The organism is Zavarzinia sp. (assembly GCF_041650655.1).
Lineage (GTDB): Bacteria > Pseudomonadota > Alphaproteobacteria > Zavarziniales > Zavarziniaceae > Zavarzinia.
Genome location: NZ_JBAZKR010000031.1, coordinates 24,504 through 44,817, shown reverse-complemented (window position 1 = coordinate 44,817; position 20,314 = coordinate 24,504). Strand labels below are relative to the sequence as shown.

Below are 20,314 nucleotides of genomic sequence, written 5' to 3'. Positions count from 1 at the left end.
GCTGCTGGCGACATTGGTCGCCTCCATCGCCCTGTTCGGTGCCTTCGGCGCGGCGCTGCAATCGCTCGCCCCCTTCCTGGCCCTGGCCATCGCCTTCGTCACCGCGCCCGTGATCGCCTATGCCACCAAGGGCCGCTACTACATCGCACGCACGCCGCGCACCAATTGGCGGGCCAAGCCGGCGGTCTCCTGCGTCATCTGCGAACATGCCTTCGAGCCGGAGGACATGGCCTATTGCCCGGCCTACGAGGGCACCATCTGCTCGCTCTGCTGTTCGCTGGACGCCCGCTGTCACGACGGCTGCAAGGACAAGGCGCGCCTGCCCGACCAGATCCTGGCCCTGCTCGGCACCATCATGCCCGCGCGCCTGGTCGAGCGGCTGAATTCCAGGCTCGGCCATTTCGTCGCCGTGCAATCGCTGGCGGCGGGCGTGATCGGCCTCACCCTCTGGCTCGTCTATTACCAGAGCCGGCTGGAGAACGGCGCCCACGATCCGGCGCTTGCCAGCCTTCTGTGGTCGGTCTTCTTCATCCTCTTCATCATCACCGGCGTCGCCGCCTGGCTCTTCGTCCTGGCCCAGGAGAGCCGGCGCGTGGCGGAAGAGGAATCGGCCCGCCAGACCACCCTGCTCATGCAGGAAATCGAGGCCCACCAGGTGACCGACGCCAAGCTGCAGAAGGCCAAGGAAGCAGCCGAGGCAGCCAACCTGGCCAAGACGCGCTATGTCGTCGGCATTTCCCACGAGCTGCGCACGCCGCTCAACGCGATCTTCGGCTATGCCCAGCTCCTCGATCGCGACCCCGCCATGCCGGCGCACCGGCGCGATGCCGTCAAGGTGATCCGGCGCAGCGCCGAGCATCTGACCGGGCTGATCGAAGGCCTGCTGGACATCTCGAAGATCGAGGCGGGCCGCCTGCACCTGCACCGGGACGAGGTGAACCTCGACGAGTTCCTCGAACAGATCGTCGGCATGTTCCGCCTCCAGGCCCAGGCCAAGGGCATCGACTTCGTCTTCGAGAAGGCGGCGAGCCTGCCCCAGGTCGCCTTCACCGACGAGAAGCGGCTGCGCCAGATCCTGATCAACCTGCTGTCCAACGCGATCAAATTCACCCGCCAGGGCCAGGTCTCACTCCGCATCCGCTACCGCAACCCGGTCGCCGAAATCGAGGTGGAGGACACCGGCATCGGCATCCATGCCGACGACATCGGCCGCATCTTCGAACCCTTCGAGCGCGGCCGGCAGCCCAATGTCTTCGCGGCGCTGGGCACCGGCCTCGGCCTCACCATCACCAAGCTGCTGACCGAGATCATGGGCGGCGAGATTTCGGTCACCTCCAGCTTCGGCAAGGGCAGCCGCTTCAAGGTCCGCCTGCTGCTCTCGGCTTCCGGCAAACCAGCGGAAACCTCGGACCACGACCCCACCATCCACGGCTATCAGGGCGCGCCGCGCACCGTCCTGGTCGCCGACGACGAGACGGACCACCGCGACCTGATCCAGGATTCGCTGGGGCCGGTCGGCTTCACCGTGTTCGGCGCGCCGGACGGGGCGAGCTGCCTCGAACTCGCTGCGATCGCCAAGCCGGACCTCGTGCTGCTCGACCTCTCCATGCCGGACATGAGCGGCTGGGACGTGGCGAAGCACCTGCGCGAGGGGCCGGGACCGCATCCCAAGGTGATCATCGTCTCGGCCAATGCCAACGAATACAGGCCTGGCGGCGGGCCGGAGGATTGCCACGACGACTTCCTGATGAAACCCGTGCATCTGCGCCGCCTGTTCGAGACCATCGGCCGCGTGCTGAACCTGACCTGGACCCATGAGGAACCGGTGCCCGAGGCCACGGGCCTCAGCGGGCTCGATTTCGACCGCGCCGGCCTGCCGTCCACGCGCCACCTGCGCGAACTCCTGAAGCTCGGCGAGATCGGCTATGTCCGCGGCATCCAGTCGAAGCTCGACGAGATCGACCAGTCGCATCCCCAGGCCCTGGCCTTCACGACCGCCCTGCGGTCCATGGTGAGAGGATTTGCCCTCGATGAATACATGGACATCCTGCGCCGCCTATCGACCGGTGGAACCCATGACGGCCCGTGACATCGTCCTCGTCGTCGACGATTCCCCCGGCACCCTCGGCATGTTGACCGATGCGATCGAGGAGGCGGGACTGACCGTGCTGGTCGCCGTCGCCGGTACGGCCGCCCTTTCGCTGGTCGGCAAGATCACGCCGGACGTCATCCTGCTCGATGCCATCATGCCCGGCATGGACGGCTTCGAGACCTGCCGGCGCCTGAAGCAGATCCCGGCCATCGCCCATGTCCCGGTGATCTTCATGACCGGACTCTCCGAGACCGAGCATATCGTCAACGGCTTCGCCGCCGGCGGCGTCGACTATGTAACCAAGCCGATTTCGCCCGACGAGCTGGTGGCGCGGATCCGCGTCCATCTCGCCAACGCCCGCCTGACCCAGAGCGCCCGGGCCGCCCTGGACGCCACCGGCCGCTATCTCCTCGGTGTCGATCCCCAGGGTCGCGTGCTGTGGTCGACCCCGCAGGCGAGCCGCCTGCTCGACGCCATGGGGGCCGCCGCGCAACTGCCGGCCGATGCCACCCATTGGGTCGGTCAGCTCGGCACGGCGGAGGGGGGCCCGCCCCGCTTCGCGCCCGAAGCGGCACCGGGCCAGCGCCGCGTGCAATTCGGCTTCGTCGGCCGCACCGGGCCGTCCGAACTGCTGCTGCAGCTGGCCGAACTGGACCAGCCGGCCCAGGAAGCCGTGCTGCGCGACCGCCTGGGTCTCACCGGGCGGGAGGCGGAAGTGTTGATGTGGCTCGCCCGCGGCAAGTCCAACCGCGACATCGCCGAAATCCTGGGCCTGTCGCCGCGCACGGTGAACAAGCACCTGGAGACGATCTACGACAAGCTCGGCGTCGAGAACCGCACCGCCGCCGCCATGCTGGCCCTGCGTACCCTCGACGGCGACCGCCAGGGCTGACGCCGCCCTGCCGGCGGCGCGGGCGGCTGAAGCACTAGAACCTGTCGCGACCGTCGGCGACCAGCTTGGCGAGCAGGGGTGCCGGCTGCCACGGCTTGGTGCCGAAGCGGTCGTAATAGCCCTCGATCCCGGCCAGGACCTTGGCCAAGCCCTCCTGCTCGCCCCAGAACATGGGGCCGCCGCGATAGGCCGGGAAGCCATAGCCGTTCAGCCAGATCGTGTCGATGTCGGAGGCGCGGGCGGCGATGCCTTCGGCCAGGATGCGGGCGCCTTCGTTCACCATCATGAACATGCAGCGTTCCAAGATCTCGCGGTCGTCGATCGCGCGGGGTTCGATGCCCTGCGCGGCCCGATAGGCGGCGATCAGGGCCTCCGTCTCGGCATCGGGCAGCGGCGTCCGGCTGCCGGCCTCGTAGCGGTAGATGCCGGCCTTGGTCTTCTGGCCGTAGCGGCCCTTTTCGGCCAGCGCATCGAGCCAGTTGGGCACGTCGACATCCGGGTCCTGCGCCTTGCGGCGTTCCTCGCGGATGCGCCAGCCGACGTCGAGCCCGGCGAGGTCGGAGGTCGCAAAAGGTCCCATGGCAAAGCCGAAATCGGTCAGCACCTTGTCGACCTGCTGTGGCGTCGCCCCTTCGTTCACGCAGGCGATCGCCTCGCGGTTCCGCTGGTGCAGGATGCGGTTACCGACGAAGCCGTAGCAGACGCCGACCATGACGCCGACTTTGCCGATCCGGCGCGAGACCTCCATCACCGTCGCCTGCACGTCGGGCGCCGTCGCCTTACCCCGCACATTCTCGAGCAGCTTCATCACATTGGCCGGGCTGAAGAAATGCATCCCCACCACGTCCTGCGGCCGGGACGTGACCGCGGCGATCGCATCGATCGACAGGGTCGAGGTATTGGTGGCGAGCACGGCACCCGGCTTGCAGATGCGGTCGAGAGCCTGGAACACCTCGGTTTTCACCGCCATCGATTCGAACACCGCTTCGATCACCAGGTCGACGGCGGCGAGATCGCCGTAAGACAGGCTCGGCCGGATCAGGCCCATGCGCGCCTCGACTTCCTCGGCCGTCATGCGGCCCTTGGCGGCGGTGGCTTCGTAATTGGCGCGGATCAGGGCGATGCCGCGGTCCAGCGCCTCCTGCTTCATTTCGACCAGCGTGACCGGAATATCGGCATTGGCGAAACACATGGCGATGCCGCCGCCCATGGTGCCGGCGCCGATGACGCCGGCCGAGGCGACGGGGCGCGGCTTCACCTCGGGCGAGAGGCCGGCCACCTTGGCCGCCTCGCGCTGGGCGAAGAAGGCGTGGATCAGGCCGGCGCGCTGGGGCGAGGCCAGGCAGGACAGGAACAGCTCGCGTTCCTTGGCCAGCGCCTCGTCGAAGGGCAATCGCGTCGCCGCCTCGATCGCCTCGACGCAGCGCAGGGGCGAGAACAGGCCGCGCGCCTTCTTGGCGACCGCCTTGGCCGCCTCGGCGATCAGCACGGGATCGGCAGCGAGGGGCAGGTCGCGGGTGCGGCGCACGCCCGCCCCTTCGCCGGCCAGGCGGATGGCGGCGGCGACCACGTCGCCCTCGGCGATGCGGTCGACGATGCCGGCGGCTTCGGCCTTTTCGGCCGTCAGCGGATCGCCCGCGGTGATGATCTCGATCGCCCGGGCGACGCCGGTCAGGCGCGGCAGGCGCACGGTGCCCCCCGCCCCCGGCATGATGCCGAGCTTCACTTCGGGCAGGCCCAGACTGGCGAAAGGCCCGGCCACCCGGTGATGGCAGCCGAGCGCCAGTTCGAGCCCGCCGCCCAGCGCGGTACCGTTGATCGCCGCGATCACCGGCTTCGGCGACTGCTCGAAGGCATTGATCACCTCGGGCAGGGAGGGTGCCTGAGGCGGCTTGCCGAATTCGCGGATGTCCGCGCCGGCGGAGAAGGCCTTGCCCGAACCGGTCAACACGATGGCGTCGACCCCGGCGTCGGCCACGGCTTCGGCGAGGGTAGCGAGCAGGCCCGCGCGCACGGCCTGGCCGAGGGCGTTGACGGGCGGGCTGGCGATGGTGATCACCGCGACCCTGCCCTGCCGGGCATATTGCACAAGCTCGCTCATGGCCTCTCCTCTTGTTCGCTATGTCCATCCTGTGGCCGGACGGATTCGCGCGGGATTGTGCCTCGTTCCGAAATCGATGGCACCCCCTACAAGCGGCGCGCCTCCAGCCACGCGGTGACCAGATCGACCACCTCGGCCAGCTTGTCGGGACGGGCGATGTAATAGTGGTCGGCCTCGCGGATCCGGTGGATTTCCTTGTCCGTGCTGGCGAGTGCCCGGAACAGGCGGTCGGCGTGGGAGGGCGTGCAGGCGAGATCGGCCGTGTTCTCGATCACCAGCGCCGGACAGTTGACGCGGGCGGCGTTGCCGGTGCCGTCCGCTCGCGTCGCCTCCAGGCTCCATTGCGAAAGCCAGGAGCGCAGGGTGGTGAAACGGGCGAGCCCTGTGGGCCCGTCGTTCACCAGGCGGGGATCGCCCATGTAGCAGGTGCCCGCCGGCCGGTCCGACGGGTCCTGCGCCGGGTCGAGCCAGCGGACGTCGCACATCGTGCCCTGGACGACGAAGGCACGTTCGGCATTGGGCTGGCCAGACGCCGTCAGCTCGGCCAACGTCGCCCTGACGCGCGCCGTGATGCGCCGGTTGCGCGCCACCTGGGCGGCCCTGAAGCGGACGACGAACTCATCCTCATAGGGCGGCTTGGCCGGGCAGGCGGGATCATGGATGTTCAGGCCGGGATCGCGCACGAAGGGGCGGTCCTCGTCCAGGATCGAAGGGTCCATCCATTCCGTCAGGGTGACGGCGCGGGAGACATGGGCGGCGAGCAGCATGACGGCATCGGCCGGCGGCAGACCGGCGCCCAGGAGGTCGAGCGGGTCGCCCGCCGGGGTTTCGGTGATGGTCGGCGCCACCGCCTGGTCCTGGTAGAAGAGGGACAGGGAACCGCCGCCCGACCAGCCGCCGAGCGTCACCGTCTCATAGCCGAAGCGCGTCTTCAGGTCCTTGATGCAGGCGCCGAGGTCGAGGACGCATTTCTCCATGATCAGGGCGCTGTCGTTGCCGCGGTAGCGGGTGTTGCAATAGACGACATGCCGTCCCGCCCGCGCCAGGGCCGAGACCAGCGGCAGGAAGGCGCCGCCGCCCACCGGATGGCTGAACAGGATCACCTTTTTCGAGCTGTCGCCCGCCGGCCGGATGCGCATGCATTCGACGAAGACGAGGCCGCCCGGTCCGCCATAGACCTCCTTGATCGCCGATGGATCGACATGGACGAAGCCATAGGGCTCCCGCTCGATGCTCGCCAAGGTCCCCTCCCCCTTTTCGGTTTTTCGATTCAATAACCTGGAAAATTGACTTCGGAAACAGATTTACTGATTATCGAATCAGTTTTCGGGAGGGGCATCATGGCGGCGGCGGAAAAGCGGCTGAAGGGGGAGAACACGGCGGGGCGCATCCTGACCGCCGCGCTGGACCTGTTCTCGCGCTATGGCTTCGACCAGGTGACGATGACCGATGTCGGCCGCGCCGCCCGGGTCGCCCAATCGGCCGTGCATTATCATTTCGAGACCAAGGACCAGCTCTGGCGCGCCGCCCTCCTCTCGCTGAAGGACGGCTTCGTGGCCGAGGAGCGTATGATGCTGGCGGCCGGCAAGGATGCCGATCCGCTGGCCCAGCTCAAGCTCTCCATGCGCCTGTTCCTGCATATGTCGATGGAGGCACCGGCGCTCGGCCGCATCGTGATGATGGAAGGGATGATCGGCGGCCCGCGCCTCACCTGGATGGTGAAGGAACTGATGGCGCCCCGCTATGCCGCCCTGGTCGAGATCGCCCGGCGTGCCATCGCGGCGGGGCAATTGAAGCCCCATCCGCCGGAACAGCTCGTCATCATGCTCCACGCCGCGGCGGCCAGCTTTTTCACGCTGGCGCCCCTGATGCGCGAAGCCTTCGGCATCGACGTGGACGACCCGGCGCGGCGCACGGCGCAGGAAGCGCTGATCATGGACTCGGTCTTCGCCGGCATCACGACGAACAAGGGCTGAAGCCCGGCACCGCCAAGGGGGGAACCATGGCACGATTGAACGGCATCCATCACATCGCCGTGATGGCGGGCAACATCAAGCAGCACATCGAATTCTTCGCCGACGTGCTGGGCTGCCGGCTGGAAGCGATCTTTCCCATGCATGGCGTGCCCGGGGCGTTCCACGCCTTCCTGCATCTCAATGACCAGTGCCATTTCTCCCTGGTCGAGATCCCCGGCACGCGGGAGATCCCGATCGAACTGGGCCGCAGCCATGCCGGCAACGGCGCCCGGGCGAGCGCGCCGGGCACCATGCAGCACCTGGCCTTCCGCGTCGCCGACGAGACCGCCCTGCTCGCCTTCCGCGACCGTATCCGCCGCCGCGGCATCCCCGTGTTCGGGCCGATCGATCACGGCCTGTGCCGCTCGATCTATTTCGCCGGGCCTGATCAGCTCTCGCTCGAAATCGCGACCTCGGCGGCACCGATCGACCCGCGCGCCTGGATCGATCCCGTCACCCTGGCGGCGGCCGGCATCACGCCGGAGGAAGCGGCGCGTTACGCCGCCCCCGCGGACGAGGCCGGGTCCGGCGGCAGCGTGCCCCAGCCCGCCTATGATCCGGCCAAGCCCCACCAAGCCTTCCCCAAGGCGATGTACCAACAGATGCTGGCGATGAGCGACGAGGCGATCGCCGCCGCCGGTTCCCACCCCGAACCGCCGGTCGCCCCGTGAGCGCCGGGGAAACACTGCGCCGCCTGCTGGCCGGGCCGGAGATCCTGGTGGCGCCCGGCGTGTTCGACGGGCTCTCGGCCCGGATGGCGGCACGGGCCGGGGCCAAGGCGCTCTATATGACCGGCTTCGGTATCGCCGGCAGCCTGCTCGGCATGCCCGACATCGGCCTGGTCACGGCGACCGAGATGGCGGACCGGGTGCGCGCGCTGGCCGACGTGGCGGGCGACCTGCCGCTGATCGCCGATGGTGACAACGGCCACGGCGGCCCGCTGAACGCCGCGCGCCTGACCCGGCTCTACGAGGCCGGCGGGGCCGGCTGCATCCAGCTCGAAGACCAGGTGCTGCCCAAGCGTTGCGGCCATATGGCGGGCAAGGCGGTGGTGCCGGTCGCGGAAGCGGTGGCGCGGCTGCGCGCCGCCGTCTCGGCCCGGCGCGACCCCGCCTTCTGCATCATGGCGCGCACCGATGCCATCGCCACCGACGGGCTCGACGAGGCGCTGCGCCGGGCCGATGCCTATCTGGCCGCGGGCGCCGATCTTCTCTTCGTCGAAGCGCCGGAAACACCCGACCAGATGGCGGCGATCGCAGCGCGATTCCCGGGCGTGCCCCTGGTCGCCAACATGGTCGAGGACGGCAAAACGCCCTGGCTTCGCCCGCGCGATCTCGAGGGAATCGGCTTCAAGCTGGTGATCCAGCCGGTCTCGGCCCTGCTGGTCGCGGCGGCGGCGCTGGAAGATTGCTACGGCGTGCTGCTGGCCGAAGGGAAACTGCCGGACGCGTTCCGCCGATTCTCCTTCGGGGCCTATAACGCGGCCGTCGGCCTGACGTGAAAAGGCCCCGGAAACCGTTGGTTTCCAGGGCCTTTCAGATTGGTGCGGTCGAGAAGACTCGAACTTCCACGGGAGTTACCCCACAAGCACCTCAAGCTTGCGCGTCTACCATTCCGCCACGACCGCCCAGGGCAGGCGCGGGTGGTAGCAAATTCGGCGGGGGGTGGCAAGCCCTGTTTCGCCGCCGCCCTAGTCAGGCGCCGAAGTCAGATGCCGGAACCGTCGGCCTCCAGGTGGATGCCGCATTCCTTCTTCTCGCTGCCGGCCCAACGGCCGTCGCGGTATTCGCCGCCCGGGGCCACGCGGTCGGTGCAGGGCATGCAGCCGATCGACAGGTAACCATCCTCGACCAGCGGGTGGGCCGGCAGGTCGTAGGCCACGCGATAGGCATCCAGCGCCTCCGCGTCCCAGGAGATCAGGGGATTGATCTTCACCAGGCCCTTGGCCGATTCGATATTGGGCAGATCGGCGCGTTCCGCGGTCTGGAAGCGCTTCCGCCCGGTGATCCAGGCGTCGAAGCCGGCGAGCGCGCGATCGAGCGGCTCGACCTTGCGGAGCCTGCAGCAGGCATCCGGGTTCTCGCGCCACAGGACCCCGTCCGGATCACGCTCGGCGACCGCGGCCGGGTCCGGCTCGATGGTACGGACGTCGGTCAGGCCGAGCAGCTTGGTCAGGCGGTCACGGTAACGCAGCGTCTCGCCGAACAGCTTGTCGGTATCGATGAAGATCACCGGGATGTTGCGGTCGACCTTGGCCACCAGATGCAGCAGCACCGCCGATTCGGCCCCGAAGGAAGAGACCAGGGCGATGCGCCCCGGGAATTCCAGCCGGGTCATCACCTTGACCAGCCCCTCGCCTTCCAGCGAACCATAGAGATTGCGCAGGCCGATCGCCTGGTCGCGGGCCCATTGCCGGCGGTCGGCCGCCATCGCGTTCATGACAACCATTCCCTCTCATCCAGATAGGCATCCGATCGCCGGGAAATCTCGCCGGGCGACAGGCCCTCGGCGCGCCAGCGCAAGCGCGCCGCCGCCAGTTCTTCCAACCGGTCCTGCCATTCGGGGCCGAAGGCGGCTTCGAGGTGCCGCTTCAGCCGCCGGGCCAGGGCCGGGCTCTTGCCGCCGGTCGAGACGGCGATGGTGAGTTCGCCCCGCCGGACCAGCGCCGGCAGATGCACGTCACAGAGTTCGACCACATCCTCGACATTGACCAGCGCGCCCGCCGCATGGGCCGCTGCGGCGACCGCGGCGGCATCCGCGCGCGGCAAGCCTGCCGCGATCACCAGGGCAGTCCCCGCCAACGCCGCGGCATCCGGCAGGCCGTGCCGCAGCCGCTCGCCCGCCGCTGCGCGCAGGGCATCGCCCGGCTGCGGCGCGAAGACCAGGACTTCGGCGGCACCGGCGTCGTCGACCAGGGCCAGGCGCTTCGTCAAAGCGTCGCCCCCGCCGACCAGAACGACGCGAAGGCGAGAGAGATCGAGCGCCAGCGGCAGCATCGGAACCTCGGCACGAAAGTGCCCGTCGAAGAGATAGGGCGAAGGCCGCGCCCGACGGGGCACGACCTTCATAAGCATAGCTGAAATATGGCAATGGGCGAATTTAACGCAATAACAAAATTAAAAGAAATAAATTACAACAAATTTATGGTGATAAGGCCATGCCGCCGCTCAGCCGTGATGGATGTGGGAGATCGCCAGGGTGACCTCCTCGCCGCGCATGGTCAGATGCTTGGTCGACTGGGCCGGGAGCGGAATGCCCCGGTTGATACAGAAGAAGACCAGGGCGGCCGCCAGGGTGGTGGCATTGACCGGGAAAGGCACCGGGTCGTGCTCGCCGTCCGGTCGGACGTGCAGGGTGACCTCGATTTCCGGCTTGGTGGCGATATCGACCGAGAGCACGGCGCCCTTCGGAATCGGCAGTTTGCGGCGGATGTGGAAATCGCTGATGGCGGCGACAATCTCGGGCTTGGTGAAGGTGATCAGTCGTATTTCCGACGGCATCGCCGGTCCCCCCTGCTACGCTTCGCGCCGCAACCGGACTAGCGATTCTTGCCGAACAGAAGCTCCGTGACGGAGACCGCGATGTGCTCGCCGGAGACGACCACCTCGCCCTTGGCGATCGGCTTGCCGTTGGCCAGAATCAGAACCGATTGGTTCTCTTTGGTGTCGAGTTCGATGACGGCGCCGCGGCCCATCTTCAAAAGTTGATGGATGGGCATGGTGGACTGGCCCAGGACCACCGATATTTCAATGAAGACTTCTCCGACCGCCGACACGGGCGTGCCCTCCACGATTGACGTTCGCAGTCTGGCCGAACAGGCTTAGCAACAGGTTAATGGAATCCCGTCATGTCACACTCCGCAACGCCAGATCCCATCGAATGGGTGGTCGCCCCCGGCCTGACCGACTACCCCACCGCCCTCGCCGCCATGGAAGAACGGGTCGAGGCAATCCACGCGGGCCGTGCGCGCGAACGGATCTGGCTCGTGGAACATCCGCCCCTCTATACCGCCGGCACCAGTGCCGCCGAGGAGGAGCTTCTGGCCCCCGGCCGCTTCCCGGTCTATAGCGCCGGGCGTGGCGGACGCTTCACCTATCACGGGCCGGGGCAGCGGGTCGTCTATGTCATGCTGGACCTGACGCGCCACGGTCGCGACCTTCGCGCCTTCGTCTGCAAGCTCGAGAAATGGGTGATCGCGGCGCTCGCCCGTTTCAACGTGAAGGGCGAGATCCGGGACGGCCGGGTCGGCGTCTGGGTGACGCGAGGCGAAGGCCCCGGTGCACAGGAAGACAAGATCGCCGCGATCGGCGTCCGCGTGCGCCGCTGGGTGACCTATCACGGCCTCGCCCTCAACGTGGAACCTGACCTGTCGCACTTCGGCGGTATCGTGCCCTGCGGCATCGCCGATCACGGGGTCACCTCGCTGGTCGACCTGGGTCTGCCGGTCACCATGGAAGACGCCGACATGGCCCTGCTCGACACCTTCGAGGAAGTCTTCGGCCTGCCCCTCCTCCATATCGTCGAAGAGGCGGCCTGACGCCTCAGATGGTCGAACCGGCGACGCCCTCGACCAAATAATCCATGGCCCAGAGCGAGGGGTCGTAGAGGCCGAGGGTGGCCGGGATCACCAGCTTGCCCTTGTTGTCCTTGATCGGGCCGACATAGATGGGGGCACCGCCGGTCACCGCCGCGATCGCCTCCGTCGCCGCCTTGCGCGCCGCGTCCGAGGCGCCGGCGCCGAAGGCGGTGGAGGCGATCAGGCCCTTGTCGTAGCCGCCCTCCAGCAGATTGGGCGGGGTCTCGCCTTTCAGCATCATCTCGGCATAGGATTTGTAGACGGCGCCCCAGTTCAGCTCGGCGCCGGTGATGAAGCCGTTCGGCGCCAGCGGCGATTGGTCCGCATTGTGGCCGCAGGTCTTCACGCCGCGCCCCTCGGCCGTCTTGACCACCACTTTCGGGCTGTCGACATGGCAGGCGATCACGTCGCAGCCGGCATCGATCAGGGCATTGGTCGATTCCGCCTCGCGCACGGGCAGCGACCAGTCGCCCGTCATGATGAGCTGGACCGTAACCGCCGGGTTCACCTTGCGCGCCCCGATCGTGAAGGCGTTGATGTTGCGGAGCACGATCGAGAGCGGCTTCGCCGCGACGAAGCCTATCTTGTTCGCCTTGGTCGACAGGCCGGCGGCGATGCCGTTCACGTAATGGGCCTGCTCGATATAACCGAAGTAACCGCCGAGGTTCATCGGGTGCTTGTCCGCCGACCACAGGGTGGTCGGATGGCGGAACACCACGTCCGGGTATTTCTTGGCCATGTCGACCATGAACGGGTTGAAGTAGCCGAAGGAGGTGCCGAAGATCAGCTTCGCCCCTTCGAGTTCGATCATCGACTCGATCGTCTTCACCACATTCGCCGTCTCGGGGACGTTCTCTTCCTCGACCACGGTAACGCCGGGGATCGCCTTCATGGTGGCGGCGCCGACGGCATGGGCCTGGTTCCAGCCGAAATCATCCTTGGGCCCGACATAGATCATGCCGACGGTGAGGCCGTCCGCCGCCCGCCCGCGCCGCGGCAGCGCCGCCGCCAGGGCGGCACCCGAGGCTCCCGCGAGGAACCGGCGCCGATCGAGGATGAAATTCGCCATGCCCTGTCTCCGTCATACCGGCGCTTGCGCGCAATGCCCCGGACAATGAAACCCCAACGATCCCGGCGAGGCCCCGGGGCGCGGGCGATGGTTCAGCCCGTCCGCCCGACGCGGCACGCCGCCGTCCATTCGGCGAGCGAGGGCGTGCGCAGGTCGAACAGGTCGCGCGTCCGGGCGTAACCATGGCCGCCCATGCGGCCGACGGCGTCGAGGCCGCGCTGGTCGACGTGTTTGGTCACCGGATCGACCAGGCCGTCGCGCAGGAAGAGGCCCTTCACCTCGCCCAGCACGATCTCGCGGCTGCGGCCGAGTTCGAGGGTCAGGTGGCGGCGGCATTCGAAAGCGGCCGGCGCCTCGGCGATGCGCGGGCAGCCGACGTGGGTGCCGGGCAGCGCGGTCAGGCCGGCCATGGTGAGCTCGTCCACCTCCGGCGGGAAATCGACGGCGCAGATGTTCATCGCCTCGACCATTGCGTCGTCGACGATGTTGACCGTGAATTCCTCGGTCATGCGGATGTTGCGGGCGGTGTCCTTGAAGCTCATGTCGGCATGGTTCTCGACCCCGATCGCCAGGATGGGCGGATCGGCCGACAGGCTGTTGAAGAAGGAAAAGGGCGCGGCGTTCACCCGCCCGTCCGGCCCCCTGGTGGTGACCAGGGCGATCGGCCGCGGTACCACGGTGCCGATGATCAGCTTGTAGCGGTCGCGTGCCGAGAGCGCCGCGAAATCGAAATGGTGGTAGCCCCCGCTCATCGTTTGCCGCCCTTCTTGACGGCGCGCGGCCCGGCCTTGGCCCCCTCCGCCTCTGCTTCCGCCGCGCTGGCGTAGCGGCCGAGCAGGGCGGACAGCTTCGGCGCGTCCGCCGCCTCGGCCAGCAGGGCGCGGCTCTCGACCAGGGCGACATGGTGGTCCATCAGGTCGACCGCCCGTCCGGCGTCGCCGTCGCGCAGTGCTGCGATGATGTCACGGTGCTCGTTCACGGCGCAGTCCGACGAATGCGGCCTGCCGTAGAGCGCCAGGATGAGCGAGCAGCGCACCACGAGCTGGGTCACATAGTCGATCAGGGTGCGATTGCCGGTCAGTTCGGCGAGCAGGAGGTGGAATTCCCCGGCGAGGCGGATCGAGACCCGCTCGTCCCCCGCCGCCCGCGCCGCATCCTCGGCCCGGACATGGCCTTCCAGCCGGGCGCCGAACTCTGGCTTCCAGGCCTCCGCCACGAGGTGTACCGCCTCCCGTTCGAGGGCGCGGCGCACGCGGAAGATTTCGCGCGCTTCGGCCAGGCTCGGCCGGGCCACGGTCGCCGTGCGCTTGCCGCCGGTGTCGACCAGCCCGTCGGCCTTCAGGCGCGCCAGGGCCTGACGCACCAGGGTGCGGGAAATCGCGAAAGCCTCGCCGATCTCGTCTTCCGGCAGTTTGGTGCCGGGGGCGAGTTGCTGTTCGATGATCGCCTGGCGCATGGCGCGATAGGCGAGGTCGACGCGGGAAACCTGGGCGGGCATGACGGATCCTTGGATACGGTGACGGAAATTCTTGTATACGTAATTTTCTCCGTCAAATCCCTGTTGCGGCGCAAAACGCGAAGGGACTTTCGCATGAATCCGCGATTATCTGCGCCCCGGAACTGCCGATAGGCTGGCGTTATCGTGCTTTTGGACACAATATTTCACAATCACGTATACCTGGAGGATCTGCGGATGTCTGCCCCCCAAGACGCGCCGGCGCGCCGCGTCGTGCTGCGCCTGAACCAGCAGCAGTTGGAACTGATCGACCGCAGCCTGGGGCCCGCCGGGGTGGCCGACCGCGCCTCCCTGATCCGCCTGGCGCTGCGCGACTATGCCGCCCTGGCGCCGGAGGACCGGCGATGAGCGCGCGACGCCTGGTGTCGGATTTCGTGCTGGAGCCCGGCACGGGTAAGGCGATCGAATTGCTGAAGGGCCAGATCCTGCGGATCGAGCAGGTCGAAGGCCAACAATGCGTCGACTTCAACTGCTTCAACCTGCACGACTACAAGGAGTTCATGCACTGCGGGCGGACCCGCACGGTGCACGGCTTCCACCCCACGGCCGGCAGCTTCCTGTGGTCGGCGCCCCCGCGCGAGAACGCCATGCTCTATTTCCTGGCCGACAGCTACGGCCGGAACGACGTGCTGTTCCCGCGTTGCAGCGCCTTCCTCTACGAAAGCGCCTACGGCTTTCGCCATCACACCAACTGCCACGACATCCAGGCCGAGGCGCAGCGCGAATACGGCCTGACGCCGGACGACGTGCACGACAGCTTCAATTTCTTCATGTGTACCGAGGTGACGCGGGAAGGTTCCGCCACCATCACGCGCCAGGACACCAAGGCGGGCGATCACGTCGAGCTGCTGGCCCTGATGGATGTGCTGGCGGTGCCCAATGTCTGCGGCGCCGACATCATGCGGACCAGCAATTTCGCCCTGAAGCCGATCCGCATCCAGATCTTCGAGGCGGGCGCCGGGGATCTCGCCAAAGTGCCGCCCGTGCCGGTGCTGTTCAGCAACCGGACGCCGGCCCAGTTCCGCAACCCGGTGATCAAGGCGACAAGGGCGCTGACCCGCGATCCGGCCTATGTGGCGGAATTCACCAATGCGCCGATCCGGCTGGAGGAAGTCGCTGTGGACTTTACGGCCGAAGAGGCGGCGCTGCTCGATGCCGTGGCCCGGCGCGATCTCTATGGCGAGGACGACGGGGCGGCCCTGCGCGACATCCTGTTCTCCTGGTGGGAGACCCGCTTCCACCATGCCGCCAGCGGGGCGCCAGCGGTCGGCCGCGACTGAACGCTCAGTTCGCGGGCACCGGCTCGGTCGCGGTCTCGCTCGGGCGCAGGATGCGGTCGACGATGAGATGGCTGGCGGAAAGGGCGTGGGACCCGCCCGAGGTGTCGGGGGCGATCAGCACCCGCACGGTCTTGCCCCTGGCGCTCTCGGGCACCGGGGCCATGAAATTGTAGCTCTCGTAATTGGCGGCGGAGAGCGGAAAACGCACCCAGCCCCCGAAGCCGCCGTCGATCGACAGGGCCATGGCGAATTCCTTCGAGGGGCTATTGCGATCCGCCCGGGCCCAGACGGTGATGCGGGCGAGCCCGCCGGCCAGGCGGTTCACCACCTCGGGCGGCAGCTCGACCCAGGCGCCGGACGCGGCGCCCTCGCTATAGACCTGTGCCGGGCCGCGCAGGCTGACCGCCGCGCCCAATTCCTCGCGCACCGGGACGATCGCCGGACCGCTTTCGTTGGCATGGACCGGCCGCCGGCCCGGGTCATTCGGCTGCAGGGGAATGACCAGCAGCCGCTCCACCCCTTCGTTGGAGATTTCACCGGCCGGGCGCACCGACGCCGAGCCGGCCGTCGTGGCATGGGCTGCCGCCACGTGTTCGGTCGAGAGGTCGTAGCCGACGGCGCCGAGCACCGTCGCCAATGCGAGAACGCCGACCGCCCAGGTGAAGAAACGATACATCGAGATCCGCCGTGCCGAGGTAACTGTGTCGCAGTTCACCCCCATGCCGTCAACCCGCGGCGCCGGCCTGGGGTTCCCGCGTCCTGCGCATGGTAGGCCGGCGGCGTTAACACTTTCCTCTCGACGTCAGACCGTTTCGGTCTGGCGGAACCCCTCCGGCGGGACTTCGTCGGCCTCGGCGACCGCGACACCGCCGACGATCGAGGCGGGCGGCCCCTGGCGGCATTCGGCGATCAGCTCCTCCACCGCCGGCAGCGAGCCCCGGGCCAGGACCTCGACCGTACCGTCCAGCCGGTTGCGGACCCAGCCGTCGAGGCCGAGGCGGCGGGCGGCATTGGCGACGAAATGGCGGAAGCCCACGCCTTGGACCCTGCCGTGGACGATCAGGCGGACCGTTCTCATGCTGCCTCCGAAAGCAAAGAACCCCGGCGAGTCGCCTCGCCGGGGCCCGGAACGACACGGGATGAGCTTACTCGAATTCCAGGATGACCTGGTCGACCGAGAAGCTGTCGCCCTTCTTGCCCTTGACCTTGGCGACCTTGCCGTCGCGTTCGGCCTTCAGCACGTTTTCCATCTTCATGGCTTCGACCACGGCGAGCGTCTGGCCGGCCTTGACCTCTTCGCCCTCTTCCACATTGACCGAGACGATGAGCCCCGGCATCGGGCAGAGCAGGAATTTCGAAGTGTCCGGCGGCAGCTTCACCGGCATCAGGGCGGCCAGTTCGGCGGCGCGCGGGGTGCGCACGGTGGCGATCACCTCGCAGCCGCGGTGGAACAGCAGGAAGCCCTCGCCCCGGCGCTCGACCTGGACGATGACCGGCTTGCCGCCCACGGTACCGCGCAGGATGCGGGTACCCGGGTGCCAACCCGTCTTGATCGCCAGGACCTTGCCCTCGTAGGTGACGTCATAGCCGCCTTCGACGGTCTGCACGTCGACATTGCGGAGCTGATCGCCGACCTGGACGACATAGGCCTTGGCCAGCTTGCGGCCATGGTTGGGGATCTGGCCCGAGATCCTGGTCTCGCGCTCCTGCGTGCGGCGGTGCAGGGCGACCGCCGCCGCTGTCAGATTCTCGAGGGCGATCGCATCCAGCGTGTTGCCGGTGAAGCCGTTCGGGAATTCTTCCGCGATGAAGCCGGTGGTCAGGCGGCCGGCCCGGAAGCGCTCGTGACCGAGCACCGCCGAGACGAAGCTGATGTTGTGGCTGATGCCGCGGATGTAGAAGGCGTCCAGCGCGGCGCGCTGGGCGTCGATCGCCTGTTCGCGGGTCTGGGCATGGGTGCACAGTTTCGCGATCATCGGATCGTAGAACATCGAGATCTCGGCCCCGGCGAAGACGCCGGTGTCGTTGCGGATCACCGCCCCCTCGCCGTCAGGACCTTCGGCCGGCGGCTCGTAATAGGTGAGCCGGCCGATCGAGGGCAGGAAGCCGCGGGTCGGATCTTCCGCATAGACGCGGGACTCGATGGCCCAGCCGTTGATCTTCACGTCTTCCTGGCGGATCTTCAGCTTCTCGCCGTAGGCGACACGGATCATCTGCTCGACGAGGTCGATGCCGGTGATCAGTTCGGTCACCGGATGCTCGACCTGGAGACGGGTGTTCATCTCGAGGAAGTAGAAGTTCCGCTCGCCGTCGACGATGAATTCCACCGTGCCGGCGCTGTCGTAACCGACTTCCTTCGAAAGGGCGACGGCCTGTTCGCCCATCGCCTGGCGGGTCTTCTCGTCCAGGAAGGGGCTCGGGGCCTCCTCGATCACTTTCTGGTTACGGCGCTGGATCGAGCATTCGCGCTCGTTCACATAGATCACGTTGCCGTGCTTGTCGCCCAGCACCTGGATCTCGATGTGACGCGGCGAGGTCACGAATTTCTCGATGAAGACGCGGTCGTCGGCGAAGGAGGAACGCGCCTCGTTGGTCGCGGACTGGAAGCCCTCGCGGGTCTCCGCCTCGTTCCAGGCGATGCGCATGCCCTTGCCGCCGCCGCCGGCGGACGCCTTGATCATCACGGGATAGCCGATTTCGGACGCGATCTTCACCGCCTCGTCGGTATCCTTGATGACGCCCAGGTAACCAGGGACGGTGTTCACGCCGGCCGCGGCCGCGAGCTTCTTACTCTCGATCTTGTCGCCCATGGCGCCGATGGCGCGCACGTTCGGACCGATGAACTTGATGCCGTGCTTCTCGAGGGCGGCGCAGAAATCCGCCTTCTCGGAGAGGAAGCCATAGCCCGGGTGGACCGCTTCGGCACCGGTATCCAGGCAGGCCTTCACGATCCGATCGATGATCAGATAGGACTCGGCCGCCGGCGGGGCGCCGACATGGACCGCCTCGTCCGCCATCTCGACATGGAGCGCATCGGCGTCCGCATCGGAATAGACGGCGACGGTCTTGATGCCCATCTTGCGGGCGGTCTTGATGACGCGGCAGGCGATCTCGCCGCGGTTCGCGATCAGGATCTTCTTGAACATCGTAAGGTCACCAGCCGTCAGAGCGGAATGTTGTCGTGCTTCTTGGCGGGCGTCTGGATCTCCTTGTTGCGGAGCATCGCAAAGGCCCTCGAAACACGCCGACGGGTCGAATGCGGCATGACCACCTCGTCGATATAGCCGCGGTTGGCCGCCTTGAACGGGCTGGCGAAATTGGCGGCATATTCGGCGGTGCGTGCCGCGATCTTCTCGGCATCGCCGATTTCGTTCCGGAAGATGATCTCGACGGCGCCCTTGGCCCCCATCACCGCGATTTCCGCGGTCGGCCAGGCGTAGTTGACGTCGCCGCGCAGATGCTTGGACGACATGACGTCATAGGCGCCGCCATAGGCCTTGCGGGTGATCACGGTCACCTTCGGCACCGTCGCCTCGGCATAGGCGAAGAGGAGCTTGGCGCCGTGCTTGATGATGCCGCCGTATTCCTGCGCCGTGCCGGGCAGGAAGCCGGGGACGTCGACGAAGGTCAGGATCGGAATGTTGAAGGCGTCGCAGAAGCGGACGAAGCGGGCGGCCTTCCTCGACGAGTCGATGTCCAGGCAGCCGGCCAGCACCATCGGCTGGTTGGCGACGATGCCCACGGTCGAACCTTCGAGCCGGGCGAAGCCGGTGATGATGTTCTTGGCGAAGGCCGGCTGAACCTCGAAGAAATCGCCTTCGTCGACGATCTTCAGGATCAGTTCCTTCATGTCGTAGGGCTTGTTCGGATTGGCCGGGACCAGGGTGTCCAGGCTCGTCTCCATGCGCTCCGGATCGTCGAAGGTCGGCCGCACCGGCGGCTTTTCCTTGTTCGAGAGGGGCAGGAAGTCGAACAGGCGCCGGGTCTGGTAGAGCGCTTCGACGTCGTTCTCGAAGGCGTTGTCGGCGACCGAGGACTTGGCGGTATGGGTCACGGCACCGCCCAGTTCCTCCTGCGTCACGATTTCCTGGGTCACCGTCTTCACGACGTCCGGCCCCGTGACGAACATGTAGGAACTGTCCTTCACCATGAAGATGAAGTCGGTCATGGCGGGGGAATAGACGGCGCCACCGGCGCAGGGCCCCATGATGACCGAGATCTGCGGGATCACACCCGAGGCATCGACATTGCGCAGGAAGACGTCGGCATAACCGCCGAGGGAGGCGACGCCTTCCTGGATGCGGGCGCCGCCCGAGTCGTTCAGGCCGATCACGGGGGCGCCGACCTTCATCGCCATGTCCATGATCTTGCAGATCTTCTCGGCATGGGATTCGGACAGGGAGCCGCCGAACACGGTGAAGTCCTGCGAGAAGACGAAGACCTGGCGGCCGTTGATGGTGCCCCAGCCGGTGACCACGCCGTCGCCCGCCACCTTCTGCTCCGCCATGCCGAAATCGGCGCAGCGGTGCTCGACGAACATGTCGTATTCCTCGAAGGAGCCGGCGTCGAGCAGAAGCTCGATGCGTTCGCGGGCGGTCAGCTTGCCCTTGGCATGCTGGGCCTCGATACGCTTCGGGCCGCCGCCGAGGCGGGCCTCCTCACGCTTCTTCTCGAGCTGGCGGAGAATATGGTGCATCAGATCCCCCTAATGCCGTGCCGCTTCGGCGGGACGGTGCGGCAATAAGCCAATTATGCTTACCGCATACGCGAAAG

General features: G+C 67.4%; 21 protein-coding genes and 1 tRNA gene. 8 read left to right on the top strand and 14 right to left on the bottom strand.

From position 1 onward, the window contains the following. Both WC493_RS09360 and WC493_RS09355 read left to right on the top strand, forming a co-directional pair. A partial coding sequence (locus WC493_RS09360; protein WP_373064864.1) for an ATP-binding protein occupies positions 1-2,089 on the top strand: 2,089 nt, incomplete at its 5' end. After that, positions 2,076-2,984, top strand: a complete 909-nt coding sequence (locus tag WC493_RS09355; protein WP_373064862.1) for a DNA-binding response regulator — start codon at positions 2,076-2,078, stop codon at positions 2,982-2,984. The genes WC493_RS09360 and WC493_RS09355, both read left to right, overlap by 14 nt. Before the next feature lie 34 nt (positions 2,985-3,018). Here the strand turns inward: WC493_RS09355 and WC493_RS09350 are convergent, their stop codons facing one another. Continuing rightward, positions 3,019-5,085, bottom strand: coding sequence for a 3-hydroxyacyl-CoA dehydrogenase NAD-binding domain-containing protein (locus tag WC493_RS09350; RefSeq protein WP_373064860.1), 2,067 nt, complete (start codon positions 5,083-5,085; stop codon positions 3,019-3,021). Positions 5,086-5,171: 86 nt separating this feature from the next. Continuing rightward, a complete protein-coding gene (locus WC493_RS09345; protein ID WP_373064858.1) occupies positions 5,172-6,326 on the bottom strand; it encodes a hypothetical protein in 1,155 nt (384 codons plus the stop codon). A 99-nt stretch (positions 6,327-6,425) separates the two neighbouring features. Between WC493_RS09345 and WC493_RS09340 the strand changes: the two genes are divergently transcribed. The 3 genes from WC493_RS09340 to WC493_RS09330 are packed head-to-tail and all read left to right on the top strand — an operon-like array spanning position 6,426 to position 8,601. Further along, complete coding sequence (locus WC493_RS09340) at positions 6,426-7,061, top strand: TetR/AcrR family transcriptional regulator (RefSeq protein ID WP_373064856.1); 636 nt, start codon at positions 6,426-6,428, stop codon at positions 7,059-7,061. 26 nt (positions 7,062-7,087) lie between these two features. Then, a complete protein-coding gene (locus WC493_RS09335; protein WP_373064854.1) occupies positions 7,088-7,771 on the top strand; it encodes a VOC family protein in 684 nt (227 codons plus the stop codon). Further along, on the top strand, positions 7,768-8,601 hold the full coding sequence (locus WC493_RS09330; RefSeq protein ID WP_373064852.1) for an oxaloacetate decarboxylase: 834 nt from the start codon (positions 7,768-7,770) through the stop codon (positions 8,599-8,601). Before WC493_RS09335 ends, WC493_RS09330 begins: the two co-directional genes overlap by 4 nt. Positions 8,602-8,641: 40 nt before the next feature. On the opposite strand, the gene WC493_RS09325 is transcribed toward WC493_RS09330, so the two are convergent. The 5 genes from WC493_RS09325 to WC493_RS09305 all read right to left on the bottom strand — a co-directional run bounded on the left by WC493_RS09325 (position 8,642) and on the right by WC493_RS09305 (position 10,875). After that, a tRNA-Leu gene (locus WC493_RS09325) sits at positions 8,642-8,727 on the bottom strand. A gap of 80 nt (positions 8,728-8,807) precedes the next feature. After that, complete coding sequence (locus WC493_RS09320; RefSeq protein ID WP_373064850.1) at positions 8,808-9,539, bottom strand: phosphoadenylyl-sulfate reductase; 732 nt, start codon at positions 9,537-9,539, stop codon at positions 8,808-8,810. Then, positions 9,536-10,096: a bifunctional precorrin-2 dehydrogenase/sirohydrochlorin ferrochelatase gene (locus WC493_RS09315; RefSeq protein WP_373064848.1), complete on the bottom strand. Its 561-nt coding sequence runs from the start codon at positions 10,094-10,096 to the stop codon at positions 9,536-9,538. The genes WC493_RS09320 and WC493_RS09315 overlap by 4 nt, the downstream gene beginning before the upstream one ends. A gap of 171 nt (positions 10,097-10,267) precedes the next feature. Continuing rightward, positions 10,268-10,600, bottom strand: coding sequence for a hypothetical protein (locus WC493_RS09310; RefSeq protein ID WP_373064846.1), 333 nt, complete (start codon positions 10,598-10,600; stop codon positions 10,268-10,270). Between the two features lie 38 nt (positions 10,601-10,638). Continuing rightward, positions 10,639-10,875 (bottom strand): FliM/FliN family flagellar motor switch protein, encoded by a 237-nt coding sequence (locus WC493_RS09305; RefSeq protein WP_373064844.1) that lies wholly within the window; start codon positions 10,873-10,875, stop codon positions 10,639-10,641. Positions 10,876-10,947: 72 nt separating this feature from the next. Here WC493_RS09305 and lipB point away from each other — a divergent pair, with 72 nt between their 5' ends. Beyond that, the gene (gene lipB, locus WC493_RS09300) at positions 10,948-11,637 is read left to right on the top strand and encodes a lipoyl(octanoyl) transferase LipB (RefSeq protein WP_373064842.1); all 690 of its coding nucleotides are present in this window, start codon (positions 10,948-10,950) and stop codon (positions 11,635-11,637) included. Positions 11,638-11,641: 4 nt separating this feature from the next. On the opposite strand, the gene WC493_RS09295 is transcribed toward lipB, so the two are convergent. The 3 genes from WC493_RS09295 to WC493_RS09285 all read right to left on the bottom strand — a co-directional run bounded on the left by WC493_RS09295 (position 11,642) and on the right by WC493_RS09285 (position 14,243). Continuing rightward, positions 11,642-12,745, bottom strand: coding sequence for a BMP family ABC transporter substrate-binding protein (locus tag WC493_RS09295; protein ID WP_373064840.1), 1,104 nt, complete (start codon positions 12,743-12,745; stop codon positions 11,642-11,644). A 92-nt stretch (positions 12,746-12,837) separates the two neighbouring features. Beyond that, a complete protein-coding gene (locus WC493_RS09290) occupies positions 12,838-13,497 on the bottom strand; it encodes a flavin reductase family protein (protein ID WP_373064838.1) in 660 nt (219 codons plus the stop codon). Continuing rightward, positions 13,494-14,243, bottom strand: a complete 750-nt coding sequence (locus WC493_RS09285; RefSeq protein WP_373064836.1) for a GntR family transcriptional regulator — start codon at positions 14,241-14,243, stop codon at positions 13,494-13,496. The genes WC493_RS09290 and WC493_RS09285 overlap by 4 nt, the downstream gene beginning before the upstream one ends. Before the next feature lie 195 nt (positions 14,244-14,438). On the opposite strand from WC493_RS09285, the gene WC493_RS09280 reads away from it, so the two are divergent. After that, a complete protein-coding gene (locus WC493_RS09280) occupies positions 14,439-14,609 on the top strand; it encodes a hypothetical protein (protein ID WP_373064834.1) in 171 nt (56 codons plus the stop codon). Continuing rightward, on the top strand, positions 14,606-15,541 hold the full coding sequence (locus WC493_RS09275; RefSeq protein ID WP_373064832.1) for a DUF1989 domain-containing protein: 936 nt from the start codon (positions 14,606-14,608) through the stop codon (positions 15,539-15,541). The genes WC493_RS09280 and WC493_RS09275 overlap by 4 nt, the downstream gene beginning before the upstream one ends. 4 nt (positions 15,542-15,545) lie before the next feature. Here the strand turns inward: WC493_RS09275 and WC493_RS09270 are convergent, their stop codons facing one another. The 4 genes from WC493_RS09270 to WC493_RS09255 all read right to left on the bottom strand — a co-directional run bounded on the left by WC493_RS09270 (position 15,546) and on the right by WC493_RS09255 (position 20,237). Continuing rightward, positions 15,546-16,217 (bottom strand): hypothetical protein, encoded by a 672-nt coding sequence (locus WC493_RS09270; protein ID WP_373064830.1) that lies wholly within the window; start codon positions 16,215-16,217, stop codon positions 15,546-15,548. 126 nt (positions 16,218-16,343) lie between these two features. Then, on the bottom strand, positions 16,344-16,619 hold the full coding sequence (locus WC493_RS09265; protein ID WP_373064828.1) for an acylphosphatase: 276 nt from the start codon (positions 16,617-16,619) through the stop codon (positions 16,344-16,346). Positions 16,620-16,686: 67 nt separating this feature from the next. Then, complete coding sequence (locus WC493_RS09260; protein ID WP_373064826.1) at positions 16,687-18,687, bottom strand: acetyl-CoA carboxylase biotin carboxylase subunit; 2,001 nt, start codon at positions 18,685-18,687, stop codon at positions 16,687-16,689. Positions 18,688-18,704: 17 nt separating this feature from the next. After that, positions 18,705-20,237, bottom strand: coding sequence for an acyl-CoA carboxylase subunit beta (locus tag WC493_RS09255; RefSeq protein WP_373064824.1), 1,533 nt, complete (start codon positions 20,235-20,237; stop codon positions 18,705-18,707). Between the last annotated feature and the right edge of the window lie 77 nt (positions 20,238-20,314).

Coding starts and splice junctions, on each gene's coding strand:
- WC493_RS09340 (WP_373064856.1), top strand. CDS start 6,426: ATGGCGGCGGCGGAAAAGCGGCTGAAGGGGGAGAACACGGCGGGGCGC.
- WC493_RS09255 (WP_373064824.1), bottom strand. CDS start 20,237: ATGCACCATATTCTCCGCCAGCTCGAGAAGAAGCGTGAGGAGGCCCGC.
- WC493_RS09280 (WP_373064834.1), top strand. CDS start 14,439: ATGTCTGCCCCCCAAGACGCGCCGGCGCGCCGCGTCGTGCTGCGCCTG.
- WC493_RS09355 (WP_373064862.1), top strand. CDS start 2,076: ATGACGGCCCGTGACATCGTCCTCGTCGTCGACGATTCCCCCGGCACC.
- WC493_RS09265 (WP_373064828.1), bottom strand. CDS start 16,619: ATGAGAACGGTCCGCCTGATCGTCCACGGCAGGGTCCAAGGCGTGGGC.
- WC493_RS09320 (WP_373064850.1), bottom strand. CDS start 9,539: ATGAACGCGATGGCGGCCGACCGCCGGCAATGGGCCCGCGACCAGGCG.
- WC493_RS09295 (WP_373064840.1), bottom strand. CDS start 12,745: ATGGCGAATTTCATCCTCGATCGGCGCCGGTTCCTCGCGGGAGCCTCG.
- WC493_RS09335 (WP_373064854.1), top strand. CDS start 7,088: ATGGCACGATTGAACGGCATCCATCACATCGCCGTGATGGCGGGCAAC.
- WC493_RS09310 (WP_373064846.1), bottom strand. CDS start 10,600: ATGCCGTCGGAAATACGACTGATCACCTTCACCAAGCCCGAGATTGTC.
- WC493_RS09275 (WP_373064832.1), top strand. CDS start 14,606: ATGAGCGCGCGACGCCTGGTGTCGGATTTCGTGCTGGAGCCCGGCACG.
- WC493_RS09270 (WP_373064830.1), bottom strand. CDS start 16,217: ATGTATCGTTTCTTCACCTGGGCGGTCGGCGTTCTCGCATTGGCGACG.
- lipB (WP_373064842.1), top strand. CDS start 10,948: ATGTCACACTCCGCAACGCCAGATCCCATCGAATGGGTGGTCGCCCCC.
- WC493_RS09260 (WP_373064826.1), bottom strand. CDS start 18,687: ATGTTCAAGAAGATCCTGATCGCGAACCGCGGCGAGATCGCCTGCCGC.
- WC493_RS09285 (WP_373064836.1), bottom strand. CDS start 14,243: ATGCCCGCCCAGGTTTCCCGCGTCGACCTCGCCTATCGCGCCATGCGC.
- WC493_RS09290 (WP_373064838.1), bottom strand. CDS start 13,497: ATGAGCGGGGGCTACCACCATTTCGATTTCGCGGCGCTCTCGGCACGC.
- WC493_RS09315 (WP_373064848.1), bottom strand. CDS start 10,096: ATGCTGCCGCTGGCGCTCGATCTCTCTCGCCTTCGCGTCGTTCTGGTC.
- WC493_RS09350 (WP_373064860.1), bottom strand. CDS start 5,085: ATGAGCGAGCTTGTGCAATATGCCCGGCAGGGCAGGGTCGCGGTGATC.